18 protein-coding genes are annotated in these 22,923 nt (G+C 62.5%); 3 read left to right on the top strand and 15 right to left on the bottom strand.

Going from position 1 to position 22,923, the window contains the following annotated elements; genetic code table 11:
• Positions 1-34 precede the first annotated feature (34 nt).
• The 5 genes from ettA to V7Z56_RS01755 all read right to left on the bottom strand — a co-directional run bounded on the left by ettA (position 35) and on the right by V7Z56_RS01755 (position 7,135).
• Positions 35-1,714 (bottom strand): energy-dependent translational throttle protein EttA, encoded by a 1,680-nt coding sequence (ettA, locus tag V7Z56_RS01775; protein WP_334127627.1) that lies wholly within the window; start codon positions 1,712-1,714, stop codon positions 35-37.
• A gap of 187 nt (positions 1,715-1,901) precedes the next feature.
• Positions 1,902-2,312: a type II toxin-antitoxin system death-on-curing family toxin gene (locus V7Z56_RS01770; protein WP_334127626.1), complete on the bottom strand. Its 411-nt coding sequence runs from the start codon at positions 2,310-2,312 to the stop codon at positions 1,902-1,904.
• Positions 2,309-2,569 carry an AbrB/MazE/SpoVT family DNA-binding domain-containing protein gene (locus tag V7Z56_RS01765; RefSeq protein WP_334127625.1) on the bottom strand — a complete coding sequence of 87 codons (261 nt, stop codon included), beginning with the start codon at positions 2,567-2,569 and terminating at the stop codon, positions 2,309-2,311. The genes V7Z56_RS01770 and V7Z56_RS01765 overlap by 4 nt, the downstream gene beginning before the upstream one ends.
• Before the next feature lie 70 nt (positions 2,570-2,639).
• Complete coding sequence (locus tag V7Z56_RS01760) at positions 2,640-3,605, bottom strand: AEC family transporter (RefSeq protein WP_334127624.1); 966 nt, start codon at positions 3,603-3,605, stop codon at positions 2,640-2,642.
• A gap of 41 nt (positions 3,606-3,646) precedes the next feature.
• Positions 3,647-7,135: an indolepyruvate ferredoxin oxidoreductase family protein gene (locus V7Z56_RS01755; RefSeq protein ID WP_334127623.1), complete on the bottom strand. Its 3,489-nt coding sequence runs from the start codon at positions 7,133-7,135 to the stop codon at positions 3,647-3,649.
• 276 nt (positions 7,136-7,411) lie between these two features.
• Here V7Z56_RS01755 and V7Z56_RS01750 point away from each other — a divergent pair, with 276 nt between their 5' ends.
• The gene (locus V7Z56_RS01750; protein WP_334127622.1) at positions 7,412-7,804 is read left to right on the top strand and encodes a YbaN family protein; all 393 of its coding nucleotides are present in this window, start codon (positions 7,412-7,414) and stop codon (positions 7,802-7,804) included.
• Here the strand turns inward: V7Z56_RS01750 and V7Z56_RS01745 are convergent, their stop codons facing one another.
• Positions 7,805-9,190 (bottom strand): aminotransferase-like domain-containing protein, encoded by a 1,386-nt coding sequence (locus V7Z56_RS01745; RefSeq protein WP_334127621.1) that lies wholly within the window; start codon positions 9,188-9,190, stop codon positions 7,805-7,807.
• Between the two features lie 131 nt (positions 9,191-9,321).
• Between V7Z56_RS01745 and V7Z56_RS01740 the strand changes: the two genes are divergently transcribed.
• A complete protein-coding gene (locus V7Z56_RS01740) occupies positions 9,322-9,954 on the top strand; it encodes a LysE family translocator (protein ID WP_334127620.1) in 633 nt (210 codons plus the stop codon).
• A 1-nt stretch (position 9,955) separates the two neighbouring features.
• Here the strand turns inward: V7Z56_RS01740 and V7Z56_RS01735 are convergent, their stop codons facing one another.
• From V7Z56_RS01735 to V7Z56_RS01715, 5 genes are all read right to left on the bottom strand, one after another.
• Entirely contained in the window at positions 9,956-11,770 is a 1,815-nt protein-coding gene (locus tag V7Z56_RS01735; RefSeq protein WP_334127619.1) for a sensor histidine kinase, read from the bottom strand.
• A 20-nt stretch (positions 11,771-11,790) separates the two neighbouring features.
• On the bottom strand, positions 11,791-12,816 hold the full coding sequence (locus V7Z56_RS01730; RefSeq protein WP_334127618.1) for a TAXI family TRAP transporter solute-binding subunit: 1,026 nt from the start codon (positions 12,814-12,816) through the stop codon (positions 11,791-11,793).
• 174 nt (positions 12,817-12,990) lie between these two features.
• A complete protein-coding gene (locus V7Z56_RS01725) occupies positions 12,991-13,593 on the bottom strand; it encodes a DUF2238 domain-containing protein (protein WP_334127617.1) in 603 nt (200 codons plus the stop codon).
• Positions 13,594-13,600: 7 nt separating this feature from the next.
• Positions 13,601-14,095 (bottom strand): hypothetical protein, encoded by a 495-nt coding sequence (locus tag V7Z56_RS01720; RefSeq protein ID WP_334127616.1) that lies wholly within the window; start codon positions 14,093-14,095, stop codon positions 13,601-13,603.
• Between the two features lie 10 nt (positions 14,096-14,105).
• Positions 14,106-14,516 (bottom strand): VOC family protein, encoded by a 411-nt coding sequence (locus V7Z56_RS01715; protein ID WP_334127615.1) that lies wholly within the window; start codon positions 14,514-14,516, stop codon positions 14,106-14,108.
• 105 nt (positions 14,517-14,621) lie between these two features.
• On the opposite strand from V7Z56_RS01715, the gene V7Z56_RS01710 reads away from it, so the two are divergent.
• On the top strand, positions 14,622-15,032 hold the full coding sequence (locus V7Z56_RS01710; protein ID WP_334127614.1) for a lipocalin-like domain-containing protein: 411 nt from the start codon (positions 14,622-14,624) through the stop codon (positions 15,030-15,032).
• A gap of 28 nt (positions 15,033-15,060) precedes the next feature.
• Here the strand turns inward: V7Z56_RS01710 and V7Z56_RS01705 are convergent, their stop codons facing one another.
• The 4 genes from V7Z56_RS01705 to V7Z56_RS01690 all read right to left on the bottom strand — a co-directional run bounded on the left by V7Z56_RS01705 (position 15,061) and on the right by V7Z56_RS01690 (position 22,845).
• A complete protein-coding gene (locus V7Z56_RS01705) occupies positions 15,061-15,852 on the bottom strand; it encodes an enoyl-CoA hydratase-related protein (protein ID WP_334127613.1) in 792 nt (263 codons plus the stop codon).
• 80 nt (positions 15,853-15,932) lie between these two features.
• Positions 15,933-16,550 (bottom strand): RT0821/Lpp0805 family surface protein, encoded by a 618-nt coding sequence (locus V7Z56_RS01700; RefSeq protein ID WP_334127612.1) that lies wholly within the window; start codon positions 16,548-16,550, stop codon positions 15,933-15,935.
• Positions 16,551-16,642: 92 nt separating this feature from the next.
• A complete protein-coding gene (locus V7Z56_RS01695) occupies positions 16,643-20,995 on the bottom strand; it encodes a translocation/assembly module TamB domain-containing protein (protein ID WP_334127611.1) in 4,353 nt (1,450 codons plus the stop codon).
• Positions 20,995-22,845 carry an autotransporter assembly complex protein TamA gene (locus V7Z56_RS01690; RefSeq protein WP_334127610.1) on the bottom strand — a complete coding sequence of 617 codons (1,851 nt, stop codon included), beginning with the start codon at positions 22,843-22,845 and terminating at the stop codon, positions 20,995-20,997. Before V7Z56_RS01690 ends, V7Z56_RS01695 begins: the two co-directional genes overlap by 1 nt.
• Positions 22,846-22,923: the final 78 nt, after the last annotated feature.

The following is a 22,923-nucleotide window of genomic DNA, read 5'->3' as shown; positions in this document are numbered from 1 at the left end:
AACTCGCAGGGGGCCCGTGCGGGCGATTTGAGCCTTACCGCTTGATCGGCTTGTATTTGATGCGGTGCGGCTCGGTTGCTTCCTTGCCAAGGCGCTTTCGCTTATCCTCTTCATAGGCCTCGAAGTTGCCCTCGAACCATTCGACATGGCTGTCGCCCTCATAGGCGAGGATATGCGTCGCGATGCGATCGAGGAACCAGCGGTCATGGCTGATCACGACGACGCAGCCGGCGAACTGCAGCAACGCCTCTTCCAGCGCACGCAGCGTATCGACGTCCAGATCGTTGGTCGGCTCGTCAAGCATCAGGAAATTGGCGCCCGATTTCAGCATCTTGGCAAGGTTGACGCGGTTGCGCTCCCCGCCCGAAAGCTGGCCGACCTTCTTCTGCTGGTCGGGGCCCTTGAAGTTGAAGCCCGAGACATAGGCGCGGCTGTTGATATCCCGCTTGCCGAGATAGATCACCTCATTGCCTTCGGAGATTTCCTCCCACACCGTCTTGTTCGGGTCGAGCGTGTCGCGGTCCTGATCGACATAGCCGAGCTTCACCGTCGGGCCGACGCGGAAACTGCCGCTGTCGGGCTGCTCGGATCCGGTGATCATCTTGAACAGCGTCGTCTTACCCGCGCCGTTCGGGCCGATGACGCCGACGATCGCGCCCGCCGGCAGCTTGAAGGACATATCCTCGATCAGCAGGCGATCGCCATAGCCCTTGCTGACATTCTCCGCCTCGACAACGAGATCACCGAGCCGCGGGCCGGCCGGGATGTAGATCTGCATATCGGCGGCCTGCTTCTCATTCTGCTGCGAGAGCAGTTCCTCATAGGCGCTGATACGGGCCTTCGATTTCGTCTGGCGGCCCTTCGCGCCCTGGCGGATCCACTCAAGCTCGCGATCCAGCGTGCGGCGGCGCGCATCCTCCGCCTTGCCTTCCTGCGCGAGGCGTTTTTCCTTCTGCTCCAGCCAGCTTGAATAGTTGCCTTCCCACGGGATGCCGTGGCCGCGATCGAGCTCCAAAATCCAGCCCGCGACGTTATCGAGGAAGTAGCGGTCATGGGTCACTGCAACGACGGTGCCGGGATAGTCATGCAGGAAGCGCTCGAGCCAGGCGACGCTTTCGGCGTCCAAATGGTTGGTCGGCTCGTCGAGCAGCAGCATGTCGGGCTGCGAGAGAAGGAGACGGCAGAGCGCGACGCGGCGGCGCTCACCGCCCGAGAGTTTCGTCACATCCGCATCGCCCGGCGGGCAGCGGAGCGCGTCCATGGCGATCTCCACCTCGCGGTCGAGATCCCAGAGATTCTGCGCATCGATCTGCTCCTGCAGCTCGCCCTGCTCGGCGATGAGCGCGTTCATCTCGTCATCCGTCAGTTCTTCGGCGAAGCGGGCCGAGACCTCGTTGAATTTATCGAGCAGCGCGCGCTTCTCGGCGACCCCGTCCATGACGTTGCCGAGCACGTCTTTCGCCGGATCGAGCTCCGGCTCCTGCGCGAGATAGCCGATCTTGACGCCATCCGCCGCCCAGGCCTCGCCCTGAAACTCGGTCTCGATCCCGGCCATAATTTTCAGCAGCGTCGATTTACCCGCGCCGTTCAGGCCCAGCACGCCGATCTTCGCGCCCGGGAAGAAGGAAAGCCGGATATCTTTCAGAACCTGCTTGCCGCCCGGATAGGTCTTCGAGAGACCATTCATCACATAAATATACTGATAAGACGCCATAGGGATAACCGCTCCTGCTCACAAGATTTTCGCTTGCGCCCCTTTTAGCGAACCCGCAGGATTTAAGCAAATGCTGTGATCGACGTTATGCGCGAATAACAAAGCCGCTACTGACACATACACATTGACTCGCTTGGCTGAAGCGCAAAACGAGTTTGGCGCTCCTGCAAAGCACCACTTTTCCAATTTAGAGATTTCTCAGTTTTTCGTTTAGGGAGGAGTTTTCCCGGAGCCAGGCGGAAAATTCGCCTTCCGTTAGATTTCCTGTGGTCGCGTTCATGATAACCGGGAACGCCTGCGAAAAATTCACATCAAGCTGGTAGTCATTCAGCATGAGGATAATGTCACAGGCGGCGAACCCGACGCGCTTGTTGCCATCGACAAACGGATGCCTGTTCCTGGTGATCGAGAAAAAGACAGCGGATGCGAGATCGAATATATCGGCATCCGGGTTGTATGAGATGATATTCATAGGCCGCGCGGCGGCGGCTTTCACGCCCTCGATATCCCTTATGCCGTCGCGTCCGCCATAATCCTCAATCTGGCTTTTATGAATGGCAAGGAGATCTTCTTCACTCAGAAGCTCCCACTGCCTCATTTCGCCAGTTCTTTATAGAGTTTGTTGTGGCGCATTTTGGAATATTCATGAAGGCGCTTGACGCGGTCATGTCTCTCGTCCGCCTTCTCGATCTTTATGCCATCCTCATCCGCCGTGATTTTCACCCGGTCGCCAAGGCGCAATCCCGCCTTTTCCAGAATACCCTTCGGGAGGGTCGTCCCCGTTGAATTGCCGATTTTGCGCAAACTGGATTCCGCAAACGTCGCGGCCGATGTCGCTGTCTGTTTTGTCGTCATCCTGATCTCACTCTGCTTTGCTGGCCTTTAATGTAGCTACAAATGTTATAACGGTCAAGTTTTTTGCCCCTCACCCCACAAATAAATCCGCAGGTAACAGCCCGGAGGTGATCGCAAAGAGCAGCGCCGTGACGGTGAAGACCGAGAGGGTGGTGCTGAGCAGGATGGTGGCGGAGGCGCGCTCCACCCAGACGCCATATTGCTGCGCGATGACAAAGACGTTGGTCGCCGTCGGCAGGCTCGCGAGCAGGACGGCGGTATAGACCCAGACGGGCTCGAAATCGCCGAAGAAGCTCAAAGTGAGATACATCAGAAGCGGATGGAAGATGAGCGTCACGGGCAGGATATAGCCAAGTTCCCGCGGCACGCGCTTCAGGGGGCGGAGCGCCAGCGTCACGCCCATGGCGAAAAGCGCGCAGGGCGCCGCGGCCTCGGCGAGGTAGTCGATCAGCCGACTGACGGGGAGCGGCGGCGTATAGTCGAAAATGGCGGCGGCGACGCCGATCAGCGTCGCGATGATAAAGGGATGCAGGAAAACCTTCTTCGCGATCGAGAGGACGAGGGTCCTGACACTCCCGCGGCTCTCGCTGGCGAGCGCCATCATGGTCGGCGCAACGATGAAATGGAGCGCGTTCTCGAAAGCAAAGATGAGCGCGAGCGGCACCGCGGCCGCCTCGCCGAAGGTGAGAAGCGCGATCCCCGGCCCCATGAAGCCGATATTGCCATAGGCACCCGCGAGGCCCTGAATCGTCGCCTCCGGCATGCTCGCCTTTGTCGCCAGCCGCGCGATTATATAGACGAGGATGAAAACGCCGAGCGTCGTCAGGATGTTGGTCGCGATAAAGCCCCAACTCGTCAGCTCCTCGACCGGCGTTTTCGAGAGCAGCTTGAAGAAGAGGCAGGGCAGCGAGATATAGATGATGAAGGTGCTGAGCCAGCCCATCGCCTCCGCCGGCTGGCGGGTGATGCGCGCCGTCACGAACCCCAGCAGGATCAGCCCGAACAGCGGAAAGACGAGGCCGGCAATCTCGACCATTACCCCCTACTCTTGTCAGACTGCCGGCGCAGGATCCTGCCCTACTCCGCCGCGAGGCTTTGAACATCGCCCGCGCGGAAGCGGCCGAGCAGGCTGTCGCGCTCCGTCGCGGCGGCTTTCATATGCCGCTCCTTCACATGGCCGTAGCCGCGGATATGCTCAGGGACGCTGGCGATCTCGACGGCGAGCGCGTGGTTGGCGGGGGTGAGGCTTGCCGCAAGCTCGCGCATCGTCTCCTCATACTCCTTTATCAATGCCCGCTCGGCCTGTCGCTCCTCCGTCCGCCCGAAGGGATCGAGCGCGGTGCCGCGCAGGAACCTGAACTTCGCCAAAAGACCGAACGCCGTCATCATCGCGGGGCCGAACTCGCGCTTTACGAGATGCCCGGTCTCGGGATTGCGCTTCGCCATGATCGGCGGGGCGAGATGGAATTTGAGCTTGTAGTCGCCCTCGAACTCGGCTTCCAGCTTGCGCTTGAAGCTGCCGTCCGTATAGAGCCGCGCGACCTCATATTCATCCTTATAGGCCATCAGCTTGAAGGCGTAGCGCATGACCGCATCGGTGAGCGCCGTCGCGCCCGGAACCGCCTTCTCCTCCGCCGCGCGCACTTCCTCGACCAGCTTCAGATAGCGCCTGGCGTAGCGCCCGTTCTGGTAATTTTTAAGGAACTCGCTTCGCAGCGTGAGCGGATCCTCGGGCGCGGCGCTTTGTGCCCTTTGCGAGGGCCGCGCAATTTTTTCGACCTCCGCGCGGTCGGCGGCGGCGCGCCGGCCCCAGGCGAAGCTCCGCTTGTTGGCGTCCACCGCAACGCCGTTCAGCTCGATCGCCGTCTCGATGGAGGCGAGCCGCAACGGGATCACGCCCCGCTGGAAGGCATACCCCAGCAGGAACAGGTTGGCGGCGATGGAATCACCCATCAGCGCCGTCGCGAGCGTCGTGCTGTCGATAAATTCCGCCTGCTCCCGCCCGAGATTCTGGCTCAGCAGGTCCGTCAGGCTGTCCCGGTCCATGGCGAGATCGGGGGCGAGCGTAAAGGCCGCGACCGGCACCACATAATCATTGATGATCGCCTTCGTGCGGCCAAGATCGTAGGTTTTCAGCGCATCGCGGCTCGCCGCCACGACAAGGTCGCAGCCGATGACGACGTCCGTCTGGCGGCTCGGGATGCGGGTCCCGGCGAGGTCAGTGGCGGCGGCGGCAAGCCGGACATGGCTCATCACCGCGCCATTCTTCTGGGCGAGGCCCGTCTGATCGAGGATCGAGGCGCCCTTCCCCTCCACATGCGCCGCCATGCCGAGCAGCGCGCCGACGGTGATCACGCCGGTGCCGCCGATGCCGGTGACGAGGATGTTGTAAAGCCCGTCAATGGCGGGAAGCGCAGGTTCCGGCAGGTTTGCGGCCGGGTTCATGATATCGATCACGCTCGACGTCACTTCTTTCTTCTCGGGCTTTCGAAGGCCGCCGCCCTCGACGGTCACGAAGCTCGGGCAGAAGCCCTTGACGCAGGAGAAATCCTTGTTGCAGCTCGACTGGTCGATGACGCGCTTGCGGCCGAACTCGGTCTCGAGCGGCTTTACCGAGACGCAGTTGGAGACGACGCCGCAATCGCCGCAGCCCTCGCAGACCAGCTCGTTGATAAAAACGCGCTTCGCCGGGTCCGGGAACGTCCCGCGCTTGCGGCGGCGGCGCTTCTCGGCGGCGCAGGTCTGGTCATAAATCAGCACCGTCACCCCCTCGATCTCGCGCAGCTCCCGCTGCACCTTGTCGAGATCGTCGCGGTGGAAGATCGAAACGCCGGGCGCCCATGGCGTATCGGCGGCATATTTCTCCGGCTCGTCGGTGACGACGACGACCTTCTTCACCCCTTCCGAATGGACCTGCTGGCTGATCAGCCAGGGCGACAGCGGCCCGTCGAACGGCTGGCCGCCGGTCATGGCGACGGCGTCGTTAAAGAGGATTTTATAGGTGATATTCACATTCGCCGCCGCCGCGGCGCGAATGGCGAGAAGGCCGGAGTGATAATAGGTGCCATCGCCGAGATTCTGGAAGATATGCGTCTCGTTGCTGAAGGGCGACTGGCCGATCCAGTTGGCCCCCTCCGCCCCCATATGGGTGAAGGTTTCAGTGCGCCGGTTGGGCATGTAGATCGCCATCGTATGACAGCCGATCCCGGCCATGGCGCGGCTGCCGTCCGGCACATTCGTCGAGCTATTGTGCGGGCAGCCCGAACAGAACCACGGCGAGCGCGTGATCGGCGCGGCGGGCATGGTGTTGCCGCTCTCCCGCGCTTCGGCAACGGCAATCCCCTCCTCGACGCGCGCCGGCAGGTCGCGGAGCTTGAGGCGGGAGGCAATCGCTTTCGCCACCATCGTCGGGGTCAGCTCCCCGTCGGAGGGGAGCAGCATCTCGCCCTCTTCATCCTCCTTGCCGACCAGCATCGGATGCGCTTCCATGCCATAGAGGATGCGGGCGATCTGGTCCTCGATCAGGCTGCGCTTCTCCTCGATGACGAAGATTTCATCAAGGCCCATGGCAAATTCGATCAGCCCCTCGGGTTCGAGCGGCCACGGGCAGGCGACCTTGTAGATGGAAAGGCCAATCTCCTCGATCTCCTCCTCATAGATGCCGAGATCGCCGAGCGCCTGCTCGACATCGAGCCAGGATTTCCCCGTTGTGACGATGCCGATCCGCCGCCGGGTGGAATCGGCGGTGATGCGGTCGAGCCGGTTGGCGCGCACGAACGCCTTCACCATCGGCAGCTTGTGGCGGACGAGCCGCGTCTCCTGCGCGATGGAGTTATCCGGCCAGCGGATATGCACGCCGTCCGCCGGCGGTTCGATATCCTCGGGGAGGACAATCTCGACCCGATCGGGGCTGACATCGACGGTCGCCGAACTTTCGACCGTATCGGTGAGGCACTTCATCCCCACCCAGACGCCGCTGTAGCGCGAGAGCGCAATCGCATAGAGGCCGTAATCGAGATATTCCTGCACGGTTGCGGGGTTGAGGACCGGCATCATCGCGGCGATCAGCGCATGCTCGCTCTGATGCGCGACGGTCGAGGATTTGGCCATATGATCGTCGCCCATCAGGACGAGAACGCCGCCATGCGCCGAAGTGCCGGCCATATTGCCATGCTTGAACGCATCGCCCGAGCGATCGACCCCCGGCCCCTTGCCGTACCAGATGCCGAAAACACCGTCGAAATCAGTCTTGCCGAACATCGGCAGCTGCTGCGTCCCCCAGACGCTGGTCGCCGCCAGATCCTCATTCACTCCCGGCTGGAAATGGATGTCATTGTTTTTAAGGAAGGGTTTTGCCTTCCAGAGTGTCTGGTCATAAAGCCCGAGCGGGGAGCCGCGATAGCCGGAAATAAAACCGCCGGTCTTGAGACCGGCCGCCGCGTCGCGCTGACGCTGCATGATCGGGATGCGGACGAGCGCCTGCGTACCCGTGAGGAACACCTGCCCGCGCTCCAGCTCATATTTGTCGTCAAGACTGATTTTGGCTTTCTCGACCGCCTCACTCATTGTTGCCTCCTTCACCGCGAAATGATTTTTCCGCCGGCTTAAGCTTTTCAGGCCCCTCTTCACACACCATATTGTCATGATTGATGACATTCAAGCAATCTAAATACGGCGCGCCTCGCGCCTCGTGGCGTGCAATCCGCACATGAAAGGGAAAGCCGGCATCTCGCGGGGCGCGCGATCACGAAGATATTTCCCCGCCGCGCGGCTTTTCCGATATAGTCGGAAAAAGATGCACCCGTCCGGGCGCCCTTTACCAGATTTCTCAACTTTGATCCGATGAAGAGCCAAACAAAGAAAATCCTTCTGCTGGTCATCGGCTGGTTTTTTGTCCTGCTCGGGATGATCGGCATTTTCCTGCCTGTGCTGCCGACGACGCCTTTTCTCCTCGTCGCGCTCTGGGCCTTTTCGCAAAGCTCGGAGCGGTTTCACGACTGGCTCTATACTCACCGCCTGTTCGGCCCGCCGCTGCAGGACTGGTCGAAGCACGGGGTCATTCCGCTGCATGCGAAGATTTTCGCCGTTGTGACGATGGCGACCAGCGCAACCCTCGTCATCCTCTTTACCGCGACGCCCTGGTGGGGCATCGCGCTGATGCTGGCCCTGATGCTGGCGGGGGCCGGCTTCGTCCTCACCCGCCCGAGCCGCCGCCCCGCCGCCGGCGAGGACTGATCACGTCACCATGATCGGTGAAATTTTCTGCGACAGAAGCGTCGCCAGCCGCTCGAGCGCGCGCACGACCTTGCCCTCCAGCGGCTCGGCCATCAGGCAGATGCGGACATGGCGGACCGGCACCGTCTTGCCCATGGCGAAGCTGTCACCGCCGATGACGATGATATTCTCGCGCCGCGCCGCAGCAACGAAGCCGTGCATATCCTGCCCGTCCGGCAGCCGCAGCCAGAGATGGGCGAGCGGCGAACCCTCCTCCGTCGGCGGCGAGGCGAGCCAGGGCCCGAGGATCTCGCGCGCCGAGCGCTCGCGCCGCGCCGCAATCTCGATCAGCAGCCGGCCCTGCGCCGCGACCTGCCCCGATTCGATCAGGAAATTCGTCATGTCGCGGATGATCGGCGAGGTCATCCAGTTGATCGTCGTCATTTTCGTCGCCAGCCGCGGCACCAGCTTTTCCGGCGCAATGATATAGCCGAAGCGAAGCGCCGGGCTCATCACCTTGGAAAAAGTGGTCAGATAGAGCGTTATCTCGGGCGCGAGATCGTAATAGGCGGGAATGCGGCGGCTGTGCAACGGCGCATAGGCGCTGTCCTCGACGATGAGGACGCCGTGGCGGCGGGCGATTTCGATGATCTCCTCGCGCCGGGCAAGCGGCTGCGTCGCGCCGGTCGGGTTGTGGTTCGTCGGCACCGTGACAAGCAACCGCACATTGCCGCGGCGGCAGGCCTCCTCGAATGCCGCCGGGATCAGCCCCTCATTATCCATCGGCAGCGGCGCAAGGCGAAGGTCGAGCTCATAGGCGGCGGCGCGGATGCCGGGATAGCCGACCGCCTCCGTCGCCACCGTCTCCCCCGCCCGTGCGAGCGTCGCCATGGCGAGATAAAGCCCCGACTGCGCGCCTTCTGTGAGGATGATGTTATCGGTATCGACATAGCCGACCAGCGAGGACAGCCAGCGCGCCGCACTGTCGCGATCCTGCGGCCGGCCGCGGCTGTCGGAATAGGAGAAATAGGTCTCCGGCTCATTGCGTGTCAGAAGCCGCTGCGCCGCATCGCGAAGGCGGTCTTCCGTCTCCACGTGATAGAAGCTGTTTTTGGACAGATCCGTGACGCCGCAGAGCGCGTCGTTCCAGCTATCCTCGGGGAAGAAGGCGCCGCGGCCGATCGCCATGTCATCGCCCGCGGTGCCGTAAACGAACGTCCCCTGCCCGATGCGCCCGTAGCAATAGCCGCGCCGTTCCAGCTCCGCATAGGCGCGGCTCGCGGTGCCAAGCGAGCAGTTGTACTGATAGGCGAGCGAGCGGTGGGTCGGCAGCTTTTCACCGGGCGCGATGCGGCCGGCGCGGATCTCGGCAATCAGTTCGGCGGCGATTTCCTCAAACTTCTTCACGGGCGGCCGGCTCCGGGGGCAATTATATTGTCACTGTGACAATATAGCGTTTGACTAGGACAATATTATAACAATATTCGTAAAATGTAAATTGTCATAATGAACACAGGCAAAGCGCGGGAGAGACGCCGATGGACGCCGGGAAGATTGCCCTGATTGCCCTCTTCAGCTTCTCCATGGTGGCCTCGCCGGGGCCGGTGAACATGCTGCTGATGGCATCGGGCGCGAGCTTCGGATTTCGCCGCTCCCTCCCTTTTCTCTTTGGCAGCGTGGCGGGGTTCCTGCTCGTCTGCCTGGCGACGGCGCTGGGGCTGGGCACGCTGTTTGCGACCTCCCCCGTGCTACGGCTGGTCTTCCTCGGCGCGTCGCTTTTCTATATTCTCTATCTTGCCTACCGCATTGCGACCTCGAACCCCGAGATCGTCGAAAAGGCGGAGCAGCCGGGATTTATGGCGGGCGTGATCCTGCATCCGCTTAACCCCAAGGCATGGGTGATGGTGATCGCCGCCTTTGCGCAGTTCATCGCGCCGGAGGGGGCCTATACGCCGCAGGTCGCGCTGATTATCGCGATTTTCATCCTCATCGGCCTGCCCTGCAATGCGGCCTGGTGCTTTGGCGGCAACCTGCTGCGCCGCCTCGTCACCTCGCCGCGGCTGATGCGGGCGATCAATGTGACGCTCGCGGTCCTGATGCTGGTCGCGGTCGGCCTCACGCTGAGACAGACGGATATCCTCACGCCGCTCGTGATCGCAACAGCCGGTTAGCTCAGACGACCTCGGCGAGGCGGAGCGTGCGCTCGGGCGGGAACATGACGGTGCAGACGGTGCCGACGCCGACCTCGCTCTCGAGCCGGAAGCTGCCGCCGTGGACATCCACCAGCATCTGGACAAGCGTAAGGCCGAGCCCCGTCCCCTCATTGTTGCGGGCGTAGTTGGTCTGCACCTGCCCGAAACGGTCGAGGACGCGCGGAATATCCCGCTCCGCAATGCCGATCCCGGTATCGCTGACCCGGATATTGAGGCCGTCATCGCTCCGCACGTCGACGGCGACGGTCACCGTGCCGCCGCTGTTGGTGAATTTGACGGCGTTCGAGAGCAGGTTGACGATAATCTGCTTCAGCCGCGTCTCGTCGCCGACGAACAGCGGCAGCTTGTCAGGAAGCTCGGTTTCAAGCTTCACCCCCGCCTCCAGCGCGCGCACCGACAGCATGCGGAAGCAGGACTGAATAATCGTCTCGAGATCGATCTTGCGCTCCGAGAGCTGCAGATGCCCCGCCTCGATCTTGGCAACGTCGAGGATATCATTGATCAGCCCGAGCAGGTGCCGCCCGGCGCCCTTGATGTCGGAGGCATATTCCTTGTAGTTCGGATGGCCGAGCGTGCCGAAGGCTTCGGACGTCAGCAGCTCCGAGAAGCCGATAATGGCGTTCAGCGGCGTGCGCAGCTCATGGCTCATATTGGCGAGAAATTCCGACTTCGCGCGATTCGCAAGCTCGGCCATTTCCTTCGCCTCGCGCAGATTGACCTCGGCCCGCACGCGGTCGTTCATATCGGTCAGCGTCCCCTCGAAATAGAGCAGCCGGCCGCGCGTGTCGAACACGCCATGCGCATTGATAGCGCCCCAGGTGCTCGACCCGTCCTTGCGCCGCCACTGGTAAATCTCGTCGATCAGATACTGCCGCTTGCTGAGCAGCATGTAATGCTTTTTCGCCACTTCCGGATCAAGATACACATCATCCTGCAACAGCTTGACATAGCGCTTCATTTCCTCGCTCGAATTATAGCCGAGGAAAGTCGCCATGGCGGGATTGGCATTAATCAGCGTGCCATCGCCCTTGGCCTGGAAAATCCCCTCCGTCGCATTTTCATAGATGCGGCGGTATTTCCATTCGCTCTGCTGCAGGGCGATCTCGAACGCGCGGCGGTTGTAGATATAATAGATCAGCACCGCCGCCAGCGCGGCAAGGCCAAGCAGAACCAGCAGCACGGCCTGACGGAAGACGGAGATTTTTTCGGCCTGCGCATGGAGAAGCGCGACCGCCGCGCCGTTTGCCTCGACCTGCAGCGCATCCGCCTTGACCAGCGCCGTGCGGGCCCGATCCAGCATGGCGACAATCACCATGTCATTGGTCGGGGCAAGGCCGCTGATGCCCTCCGTCATCCAGCCGCGGATATCATACAGCGCCGGACTGATCACGCCATAGATGGCGGCGGTGCCGATCAGGTTATCGAAACTGTATTCGATGCGTTTGATTTCCAGCATATCCGTGACATGGTCGAGCCGCTGGCGTACTTCCGCAAGATGCTTCTCGCGCTCCTCCCCGCGCGCAAGCTTGGCGACGGCGAGCCCCTGCGTCACCTCGTTGATATCGAACAGGATAGCCGACATCGCCTGCGAATCCTCGATCACCTTGAGCGGGATGGATTCTTCGATATCGGCAAGCGATACCTGGATATAACGCACCGTTCCGGTCACGAACAGCGTCAGGCCGAAAATGGCGAGGAGATAGCTGTTCTGCCGTCGGAGCAGGTGATGGGGGCGAAATCTCCGCGCAATTTGTGCTAGTTGAGTTAAAAACATCCGACTGAAATCAAATCCGGCTAAAATTTTTCAGGATTAATCACCAAGCCCGCTTCCTGATAATAGCGGAGCGCCCCGGGGTGCAAGGGCACACTCATCGAGGTAAAGGCGTTCGCGAGGGAAATTTTATCAATTTTCGGATGCAAACCCAACTTCTTAAGTGCGGGGAGATTTTCCCAGAAGGTCCGGGTGATTTCATAGACCTGCTCTTCCGGCTGCTGGCTGCTGACGACCCAGAGCGCGGCAACGCCGAGCGTGCGCACCGTATCAATGCCCGCATAGGTGCCGGCGGGGATCGTGCTCGGCGAGAAGAACGGGTTCTCCCACGTCAGGCGCGAGGCGGCGGGACCCGTGATCGGGACGAGGGTGACAAGCCCCGCGTCGCTGAGTTCCACGATTGCCTCGAGCGGGCTGCCGGTGATGATGAAGAAGGCATCGAGCTTGCCGTCGCGGATCTTCTCCACCGCATCGGCGGCCTTGATATACTGCGTCTGCATGTCGTCCTCGGTGAGGCCGAAAGCGTCGAGGATGATGCGCGCGCCGACCAGCGTGCCCGATCCCGGATCATCGAGCGAGACGCGCTTGCCGCGCAAATCCTCGACACGCGTGATGCGGGCGTCCTTGCGGGCGACGATATGCACATCCTCGCGGTAGAGGCTGGCGATGCCGCGCAGGGTCTCGTTGCGCGCCTGCCCCTCATAGACGCCGGTGGCGGTCGCCGCCCAGTAGGCGACGTCGGACTGGCTGAAGCCGCTTTCGATCTTGTGCTCCTGGATATCCTCGACGTTGGAGACCGAGCCGTTGGCGGTCTGGACGACGGCGAGCAGCCCCGGCACGCCGCAGGCGGGATCACACTCGGTGGCGCTGGTCGGGTTCGAGATGATCTTCGCAATGGCCTGCCCGACCGGGTAATAGGTCGCGCCCGTGCCGCCCGTGCCGATGCGGAAGAGGTTCATTACATGTTCGGCGGTCGCGGTCGAGCCGGCGGCAAATAGGAGCGATCCCGCCAGCACGCCAAGCAGTATCGACAGTTTATGAAAACGCATTCCCCAACCTCCTTCCCGATCCGAGCGCATCGCCGGCGCGGTTTAAGCGAATGGATAACAAGAGTTTGACAGGTTAGCAGCGGCGTCTTAATGAGCGGTAAATATTAACCAAGAAGTCACCATAATTTCGTGTCAGAAATCAGGCGTCACCGGGGCGCCGTTCGACGATCTCGGTTAAGGTCGGGCCCCGATCGCGGCAATCTGCCGGTCATGCAGGCGCGAGAGGAGGAGGAGCGCGAGGATGGCGCCAAGGAGCGCGAGCGCCATATCGGCCTGCGTATCCCAGACATCGCCCTGCGTTGCAAGAAACTCATCCGCGCCGCTCCCGCTGAGCAGCGCGACGGCCCATTCGATCAGCTCGTAAAAGGCGCTGAAGGCAAGGCAGACGGAGACGGTGAAGATATTGCGCCAGACGGCCGACGGCACGAGATGGCGGCGGATGATCACCTCGCGCGCGATGATCGCCGGGACGAAGCCTTGCGCGAAATGGCCGAGCCGGTCGTAATTGTTGCGCTCAAAACCGAACCACGGCTTGATATAATCAAAAAGCGGCACCTCGGCGTACGTATAATGCCCGCCCACCATCAGGATAATGCAGTGGATCAGGATAAGGGTGTAAAGGAGCGGCGTTAAAGGGAATTCCCGGTATGTTACAGCAAGGACGACAAGTCCGATCAGCGCCGGGGAGACTTCGAGGAACCAGATGCCGTAGCCCTTGGGATTGATCACGCTCCAGGCGAGAACGGCGAAATAAATAGTGAGCCAGAGCGCGCGCATGACGGCCCTACTCCCGCCCGGGCGATCGGAAAGCGCCTTCGCTCCAGACCTCGGCGCGGACGCATTTGCGCACATTGCTGCCGCCGCATTCCATGCCATGCACGGCGAGCAGCAGGACGCGGTAATTGTAAAGATCGACGATCTCCCAACCCTGCGTCAGGAAGCCATAGCCCTCCCCGTCGATCACCACGCTCAGCATGCAGCCGCCCGAGCCGCACCAGAAAGAGGCGGCGGTGGTGCAGTTGAAGCCGGCGCTATCGACGATCACATCGGGCTCTCCGTCGCCGCTGACATCGACATCATGGATCGCCCCCTCACCAACGGAGAAGATGCCACCCTCCACCGAGCGGCAGTTCTCGCGCGCCTCATCGATGATCTGTTTGAGCGCGGCGCTGTTGGCCTCACTCCGCGCGGCCTCCGCAAGCGGCGCTTGCGGCGCGCCGAGGAGCGCGGCGAGAAACGCCACGGCGAAAAGCGCGGCAAGAGATTTTGAGATCGCCATTCCCCCTCCCTCAACCCTGCCCGGACGGGCTTCTGAGTTCGATCACATTGCCCTCGGGATCCTTGAAATAGACAGAACGGCCGAAGCCGCCCGCGCCGTAGCGGACGCCAAACTCGCCCACCTCGATGCCGTGCGCCGCGAGATGGGCGCGGATGGCCGCCTCGTCAAACGGGCGGACGGCAAGACAGAAATGATCGAGATTGCGCCCCTCCTCGCCCGGCGCGCGGCCGCCGCGCCGGCCAAGCTCGCCGTCCACGGTGATAAGGTCGATCAGCGCGTCCCCGGCGCGCATCTGGTAGAGGCCGATCTCCTCCTGCGTGCGCTCAAGGGCGCAGCCGAGCACATCGCGGTAAAAGGCGATCATCCGCGGCGCATCTTGAACGCGGAGCACGATATGATCCACCCGGACGATCTGCAACATGGCCCTTCCTTCCCTTACCGCCTATTTTCCCGCTTTTGCCCGCTCATGCAAGATGTTACGAATAGGCATCGAGAGAAACATAAAAACAACAACAGGAGAGTGGCAATGGTTACGCGCGAGGATCTGATCGGAAGCTGGGAACTGGTCAGCTGGCGGGGCATCAAGAATGGCGAGCCGATCGGCTATCCGATGGGCGAGGATGCGCTCGGGCAGGTCATCTACACGCCCGAGGGGCGGATGAGCGGCTTTCTGATGCGCAACGATTTTCGCAATGCGCCGCATGGCGCGAACCCCGACCCCAACACCAGCCTCGCCTATGGCGGCACCTTCCGGCTGGAGGGGGACGAGGTCTATCACGACGTGATGTATTCGACCATTGCGCATTGGCTCGGCAACCCGTTGATCCGCAAAGTGGTGCCGAATGGCGCGGATATCATCCTCAAAACGCGGCCCGAGACGACCGGCTCCGGCAATGTCTATGAGCATCATCTGCACTGGCGGCGGGTGAAGAAGTAAGGCGCGCGAGGGGGCGCGGCGGGGCGCGTCAGCGCCCCTTCCACTCGGGCTTGCGTTTTTCCGCAAAGGCGCGCGGCCCCTCGATGCGATCATCGGACTGGAACCAGCGGCGATAGGCGGGATAATCCGCCTGGTTCTTTATCCCCGCCGCGAGCGAGGGCTCGTCCAGCCCCTGCATCACCGTCGCCTTGGAGGCGCGGAGTGAGAGCGGCGCACCGCGAAGGATCTCGGCGCACCAGCGGTCAACGGCTGCGGTAAGCGCATCGGTTGCGACGACTTCATTGACGAAGCCAAGCCGTTCGCCCTCGCGCGCGCTCACCGCGCGGCCCGTCAGGATAAGGCCCATCGCCTGCTTGAGGCCGATCTGGCGCGGCAGCCGGTGCAGCCCGCCGCCGAGCGCCACCGCCCCGACATGCGGCTCGGGCAGGGCGAAGCGGGCGGTCTCAGTCGCGATGATGAGATCGCAGGCGAGCGCAATCTCGAACCCGCCGCCCATGCAGACGCCGTTGACGGCGGCAATCAGCGGCTTGTCGAGATCAAACCGCTCGATAAGGCCGGCGTAGCCGTTCTTCGGATATTTGCGCTTGCCGCGGTCCGTCTCGGCCGCCATGGCCTTAAGATCGCTGCCCGCGCAGAAGGCGCGCTCCCCGCGCCCGGTGAGGACGGCGATATACTGATCCTCATCGGCAGCGAAGGCATCGAGCGCGGCTTGCAGTTCCTCATGCATCAACGGATTGATGGCGTTCATCACCTCCGGCCGCTCGAAGGTGATGCGCGTGACGTGATTGTCAGAACTGACGGAAATGTGCTGATAGCTCATAAGGCCCCCTCCTCCCGGCGTCTTTTTCTTCCCGCCATCATAACAACGGCGGGAAGCTTGCCCAGAGAAAAAGCGGCCGGTCAGCTTTTCAGCTTCCAGCTTCCATCGACCTGCCGGCAGGCGATGCCGTAGGTCCGCTGCTGGCGGCCGTTGATCTCGGCCATCGCGGTATATTCGCGGCAGTAATCGCCGCTCCGCTCGCGATAGGTCGATTGCGGCGTCACTTCATAGACGGCGCCGCTCCGCGAATTGGTCCAGATGATGTCCTGCCCGTCCTCGGCATGTTCCATGACCTGGCCGATGCAGTTCTGGTCGATCTCATCCATCGAGCGGCCGATGGCGCCGCCGATCAGATAGCCGATGATGGTGCCGCCGATGACGGCGACGACCTTGCCATCCCCCTTGCCGACCTGCGAGCCGGCGATGCCACCCGCCGCCGCGCCGAGAACGCTGCCCAGCATCTCGCGGTTGCAGCGGCCCATGTCGATGCCGAACGGCACCGGCGCGACGACATAGTCCGGGCCGTTATGCTTGTGTTTATGTTTATGCTTGTGCTTGTTGCGATAGCCATGCGCCGGCGCCCAGGGCGGCGGATCGGCGAAGACCGGCGCGATATCGGCGGCGAGAAAGGTGACGGCAAGGGTGGCGGCAAGACCCGCTTTAAGAAGCCTGATTGGCCGTTTTTGATCAATTGTCATTGTCTGATACTCTTTAAAAAATGGAACAGGTGGCTGATTTAAAAATTAAATTTGAATTATGTCCGAAACGGGGCACGCTTGGTCCCGCCTCCTCAATAATCCCACTTCCAGAAAATTCCGACGCTGCTGTCGGTCGATTGCCCCATCTCGCTTTCAACGGAGATGTTGGGGGTAAGCTCGATCTGCACCTTGGCGCGGGTGCCGGACTGGGCGCCCTGATCGACGCCGACATAGATCTTGTCGGTGACATATTTGCCAACGCTCACCTCGGCCTCGCCCGTCTGCTCGTTGGTCCGCGCGCTGACCACATCAACGCCGATGGTATCGCGGACAAAGCCCGTGATCCCACCGCCGCTGCCGAGCTTGCCCGAGAGCGTCGCGACGGTCTCGGCAAGCTGCACCGCCTCAATCGCCGAGAGCTTGCCCGATGATTTGCCGAACAGCACCTGCGAGAGAACCTCGTCCTGCGGCAGCCCGTCCGGCGAGGAGAAGCTGATCTTCGGGTTCGTCGCCGTGCCGGTGATCGAGACGATCGCCGTCACATTGGCGCCCTGATACTGCGCGGCGAGCGAGAGTTCGGGGTCAATGGTGTCGCCGCCGAGAAGGGCGATCTCCCCCTCCTGCAGCACGAACGCCTTGCCGGCGAAGGTGAACTGGCCGCGCACCGGCATCAGCTTGCCCTCGATGCGCGGTTTCGCCGCCGTTCCCGTGATAGTGAAGTCGCCGCGCCATTCGGAATCGAGGCCGCGGCCGCGGATAAAGACGCGGGCCGGCATATGCAGGCCGAGATCGAGCGCGATGGTGGAGGGCTTCTGCCGCTCCGGCTCCTCGCCGTTCACCGGCGCGCCGGGCTTGTTAATGGCGCGGTAATCGAGGCTGACGACGCTCGGCGCGACCGAGCCGCCGATATTGAGCTCGACTTCCTCCGTCGTGATATCGCCGGTCACATCGAGATCGAGCGCCTCGCCGCGAATGGCGATATCGCCGTCGCTGATGACCATGATCTCATCGCGGTTGATCACCTGCAGGCGGGCGAGCGCGACTTTCAGATCGACTACCGGGTTGCTCAGGCTTTCAAAATCGACGTTGCCCGAGGTTTTCAGCGTCCCGCCCTGCGTGTCCTTCGCAGAAAGGTCGATGGTGAGCTTCGTGTCATCGCGAAGATCGGCCGAGAGCGCCATGTCACGCAGGATCGTGCCCTGCTCGGTATCTTCGAAATAGCCCTCGCTGAGCCGCGCCTGACCGTTCAGGCGCGGCGCATTGATGCTGCCGCCGAGGGTGAAGTTCCCTTTCAACTGGCCGCGCATAATCTGCGTATCCAGTGCAAGCAGCGGCCATATCTTGTTGACATCGCTATCAATATTGAGGGTGCCCTCGATCGGCTTGTCGGGATCGATCAGGGCATTTGCCGGCGCCAGCGCAATCTCGAGCGGCAGCGCGCCGCGGAGAGTGATACTCGTTGCCTCAAGGCCTGTCACATCGGCGTTGAAGGCGAGCCGGCCGCCGTTGAGATCCGCCTCGACGCGGCTCGCAAAAGCCGGAAGCTCGCCGTAATCGGGCTCATCCAGCCGGACATCCGAGAAGGTGAGACGGAGCGCACCCGTCGCGGGCGTCCCCTTCGCCGCGGCAAGGCGCGCCGATCCATCGAGTGCGCCGTCGACGGCAAGGGCGGGGTTGACGAGTTCCAGAAGGTCGAGCGGCAGGCGGGTGATATCGAGGCTGAGATCGGCCTTCGCCGCCGTGAGGCTCGCCGCCCCGGCAAGCTGCCCCTCGCCGAGGGTGAGCGCAAAGCGCGGCAGGGTCACCGTCTCCCCCGCAAGGCGGAGCGCAAGCGGCTCGCTGAGATGGATGGGCCGGCCGTCGAAATCGCCGTCAAGCGCCGCGAGCAGGATATCCGTCGCCGCATCGGTCAGTTTTACGTCGCCCCTGCCGCTCAGGGCAAGATCGGGCGCCTCGCCGCGCGTCACCTCAAAGCGATAGCCGAGCGCGGTGAGATCGCCCTCGGCGGAAGCCGTCACCTCGCGGATCTTCTGCCCGCCCGCGATGATGCCGCCCGCGCGCGCCTCCGCCGCGATCGCGGGAGTACCAAAGGCATCCGTCAGCGCAAGCTCCGCCGCCACATCCCCGAGGCCGACGCTGCCGTTCGCGAGATTGACCGATTTGCCGCCAAGCGTCGCATTGATCGCCTGCGCGCCATTGCGGTTTTCAAGCCGGGCGGTGAAGTTCAGGATGCCCGACATCTCCTGCCCCGCAAGCGCCGCGAGGGATGCGAGATCGGGGATATTGCCGTTAAATGCGCCGGTCATCGGCGTCCCGTCGAAGGGAATGCGGAGATCGCCCGTCAGGCGGTTGTCACGCTCGGAAAGCGCGAGGTGGGTGAGATCGAGCCGCTGGTAATCGACAAGCGCGATATTTGTCCTGAGATCGGCGCGCCCCGCCCCGCGCGTCAGCCGCGCGCTCACATCACCGGCCGGGGAAGAGGCGAGCGCCTGCAGGCGGAAATCGGTGACGAGACGGCCAAGCGGCGTCCCGTTGACGCCAAGATCCGCGCCCGTGAGCGTACCCGCAACATCGGGATCGCCAAGCGCGCCCGAGAAATGCGCCGCAAGCCGCGCCTCCCCGCCAAGCTTTACGCCGGCGAGCGGGTCGAGAACGGCGAGCTTCGGCAGATGCGCATTGAGATCGGCGCTGAGGGTCTTAAACTCGAGCGGAATTGCCGCGCTCCCCGTCACCTCCCCGCTCGCGATCTTGAGAAGGATATCATGGAGCGAGAGCTGTTCATCCCGCATCGCAAAGGCGAGATCGAGCGTCGGCGCGCGTCCCGTCAGCGGTTGCAGCGCCGGATCTTGGAGATCGAAATTCTCAGCACGGGCGCGGAGCGTGCCGGTCATGTCTTTGGCGATATCGGGCCCGCTTGCATGCAGATCGGCGATGAGGCGCCCCTTGAGCGGGGCAAGCTGGCCGAGATCATCGAGGCTGAGCGAGAGATCCGCCGTTGTCGCAAGATTCGCGACATTCACCTCCCCCGTCCCGCTGAGACCGAGATGCGCCGCCACCAGCCGGAGCGAGGAGAGCGTCACCGTCTCGCTCTCAAGGCCGTAGACAAGATCGAAATCAAGATCGAGCGCCTCGCCGATCAGCGGGGCCGCCGCAGCGGGGGAATTTTCGATGCCCGAGAGCGCCGCCGATCCCCGCACAGGAATTTTTTCGAGCGCCGCAAGATCAAGATCGGCGGTGAAGGTGCCGCTGAGATCGCGCGCCGTCAGGCTGTCCTCAACCGCAAGGCCGCCAAAATCGACAAGGAGATTGGCAATCATCTGCCGGAAACTACCCTTGAGATCGAGATTGACCGCCCCCGTCTGAAGGCTGAGCGGCGCGATCAGCTCATTGACCGGGGCGGCGTCGCGAAGCTCTGTCTTGAGCTGCAAATCGAGCGTTTCCTTCGCAGGGTTGGCCGCCCCACTCGCCGTGACATGGAGCGCCGCATTCTCAAGATCGAGACGGGTGAGCGTGATGTCGGAACTCTGCGTATCATAATCGGCTGCCGCGGCAATACGTATGCGCGAGCTGTCAAGCAGCGGGATATCCTTTGCGAGCGCCGCATCGAGCGACGCGCCGCCATCGAGGGTGAGAGTGATCTTTTTATCGCCCGCCGTCGTAACGGCGAAATCGGCCGCAAAGAGATTGCCCGCGCGCGCGTCAAGCTGCCCCTTCCACGCCTTCAGCAGCCCGTCGCCTTTGATGCCAAGATGCAGGGGCGGATAGCCCGGCAAAGCCATCAGGCGCGAGATCAGCCCGCCCTCGGGCTCGGTGAGGTCGATATCGACGCGCAACGTCTCCTCTCGTGGGTGAAAATCGACCGTGCCGAGCAGGCGGCTTTTATCCTCCCGCTCCGTCAGGCGGATTTCGCTGTGGATCATCTCGTCAAGCTCGGCATTGAGGTTGAGCGAAAGATGCAGATCCGCGCTCTCGCCGATCACGGGCTCGGCAATATGAATATTTGCAATCTCGAATTTCGCGAGGCGGACGGCGACGGGGAGCTTCGGGATGCCGCCCGAGGGCGCGCGCGTCTCCTCGGAAGGCGGCAGCACCGGCGTCCGCGCAAGCGTCACCTGATCGGCCGTAATGGCATTGAGGGTGAGCCGGCCGAAGATGAGATCAAGCGGCGACCAGGAGGCGGCAATCCGCTCAATGCTGAGCCACTCCCCTTCGGGATCGCGAAGCCGGACCTCGGCGAGGGTGAAATCGCCGAGGATATTGCCCTCAAGCCGGCCCATCTCGACAGTGAGGCCAGCCGGATCGCTCGCCGCCGCTTCGATTTGCGCCGTCAGGAAGCCGCGCCCGCTGTCGGTTTGCAGGAACAGGACAACGCCCGCCAGCGCGAGGAAGATCAGCAGAAGAGGCGCGAGCACCGCCGCCAGAATGATTTTTGCCCGTCGCGACATCAGAAAGCCTGCCCGATGCTGATATAGAACTGATAGGCGTCATCGACATTCTTGCGCCGGTTCAGCGGTACCGCCACGTCGAAGCGGATCGGGCCGATGGCGGTGTAGTAGCGAAAGCCAAGCCCGGCGCCCCAGAGAAAATCGCCCGAGAAATCCGGCGCCATGCTTTCATAGACATTGCCGCCCTCGATAAAGGGGACGAGGCCGATGGTGTCGGTGATCCGGGTGCGCGCCTCGAAGCCGACTTCGAGGAGCGAGCGGCCGCCGAGCGGGTCGTGATCGGCATCGAGCGGCCCAACGCTCTGGAATTTATAGCCGCGCACCGATCCGCCGCCGCCCGAATAGAAGCGCTTGCTCGCCGGGATGGAGCTTGCGTCATCGCCGAACATCATGCCGAGCTTGCTGCGCGCCGCCAGCACGACGCGATCCTCGCCGATCACCGGGTAATAGACCGAACCGTCCATCTCAAGACGCACGAACGTCGGCGTATCCGGGTTGAGGCCGAAATAGGGCACCAGCGACGTGCTGAAGCGCCGCCCCGTCGTCGGGTCGAGCACATCGTTGGTTTTATTGTAGCGCGCCGTCAGCGGCACGCCCGCCAGCATGAAATCGGTGGTGACGCCGTCCTCCTTGATGCGGGAATATTCCAGCGAGCCGCCCGCGCCGATAACCCAGCGGTTGCGCCAGCGGCGATCGAGCCCGGCGAAGAAGGTCACCGCATTCTCGTCATAGGCGTCGGTCTCTTCCTGGCGGATATCGAATTTCGCGTTGAAATTCTGGTCGAGCTGGATGAAATTCGGCTTGACGAAGGTGACCGCGAGTTCGCGCTTGATCTGGGCGATGGTGAGATCGGTCCGCAGCTTCTCGCCATTGCCGAAGAAATTGCGATGCTCCCAGAAATATTGCGTGCCGACGCCCTCGCTCGTCGAATAGCTCGCGCCGAGACCGACGGAGCGGTGATCGCGCTCGGTAAAGACCAGCGTGATCGGGACGATTTTGCCCTCGATGAGCGGACCGCGCGGCTTGAGATGAACGCTGTCGAAAAGGCCACTGCGCAGATAGCGCCGGCGCAGATCATCAATCACGCGGGTATCGTAGAGAATACCGGGCTTCCACTCCGCGAGGCGGCGGATGTAGTCCTCTTTGACCTCATCGAGCCCCTCGATCGTCAGATCGCCGAAATAGAGCAGCGCGCCGGTGTCGATGGTGAGCGTGACTTCCATCGTGTCGGTCGCAAAATCAACGATGGCGTCCTGCTTTTCAATCGCCGCGTCCGGATAGCCGTGATGGGCGAGATTGGTGACGACATCGGTGGCTGCATTCACCACGGGCTCCGACCGCGCAGGCATGCCCATCTCGATTCCGAGGTCGGAAAGTGCGGGCTTTTCAGGAAGTTCCGCCGCGCCCTTGAAGTTTATATCGAACTTGGAGATGCGGAAAACCGGGCCCGGCTTGATCTCAAAGCGGATCTCTGCGGGATCGGCGCTGCTGTCGAGCTTGTAGGCCACTTCCGCCGCATAATAGCCTTCCGACTGCAGGACTTTCAGAAAGCCCGCGACATCCGCATCGGCGCGGCGGCGAAGCGCGGCGAGGCTCGGCGGCGGCCTGTCCTCAAGCTGGTGCAGGCGCGATGATTCATTCAGGAGATCGTCGATGGCGTCCGTCGGCGCGCCCTCGATCGTCACATCGTAGCGATACTGGGGCGCCGCCGCCTCGCCTGCCGCGTCGTCGGCGGGGGCGGCCGGCGCCGCCTGCGTTTCCGCCCCGCCTTGCGCGGCCGCAGGCAGTGCGCCGAGCGACAGGATGGCGATCAGCATGAGAAGGGCTGGCGGAAAATATCGAGACTGCAACGGTCAGTTCTCCGGAAGCGGCCCGGAAATGCCCCCGGACGTGCATCAGATTATCTGGTCAAAAGATCCTATATCCTG

This window comes from Sneathiella sp., assembly GCF_036844445.1.
Lineage (GTDB): Bacteria > Pseudomonadota > Alphaproteobacteria > Sneathiellales > Sneathiellaceae > Sneathiella.
The sequence above is the reverse complement of the archived record's forward strand: the minus strand, read 5'-3'. Positions and strand labels throughout refer to the sequence as shown.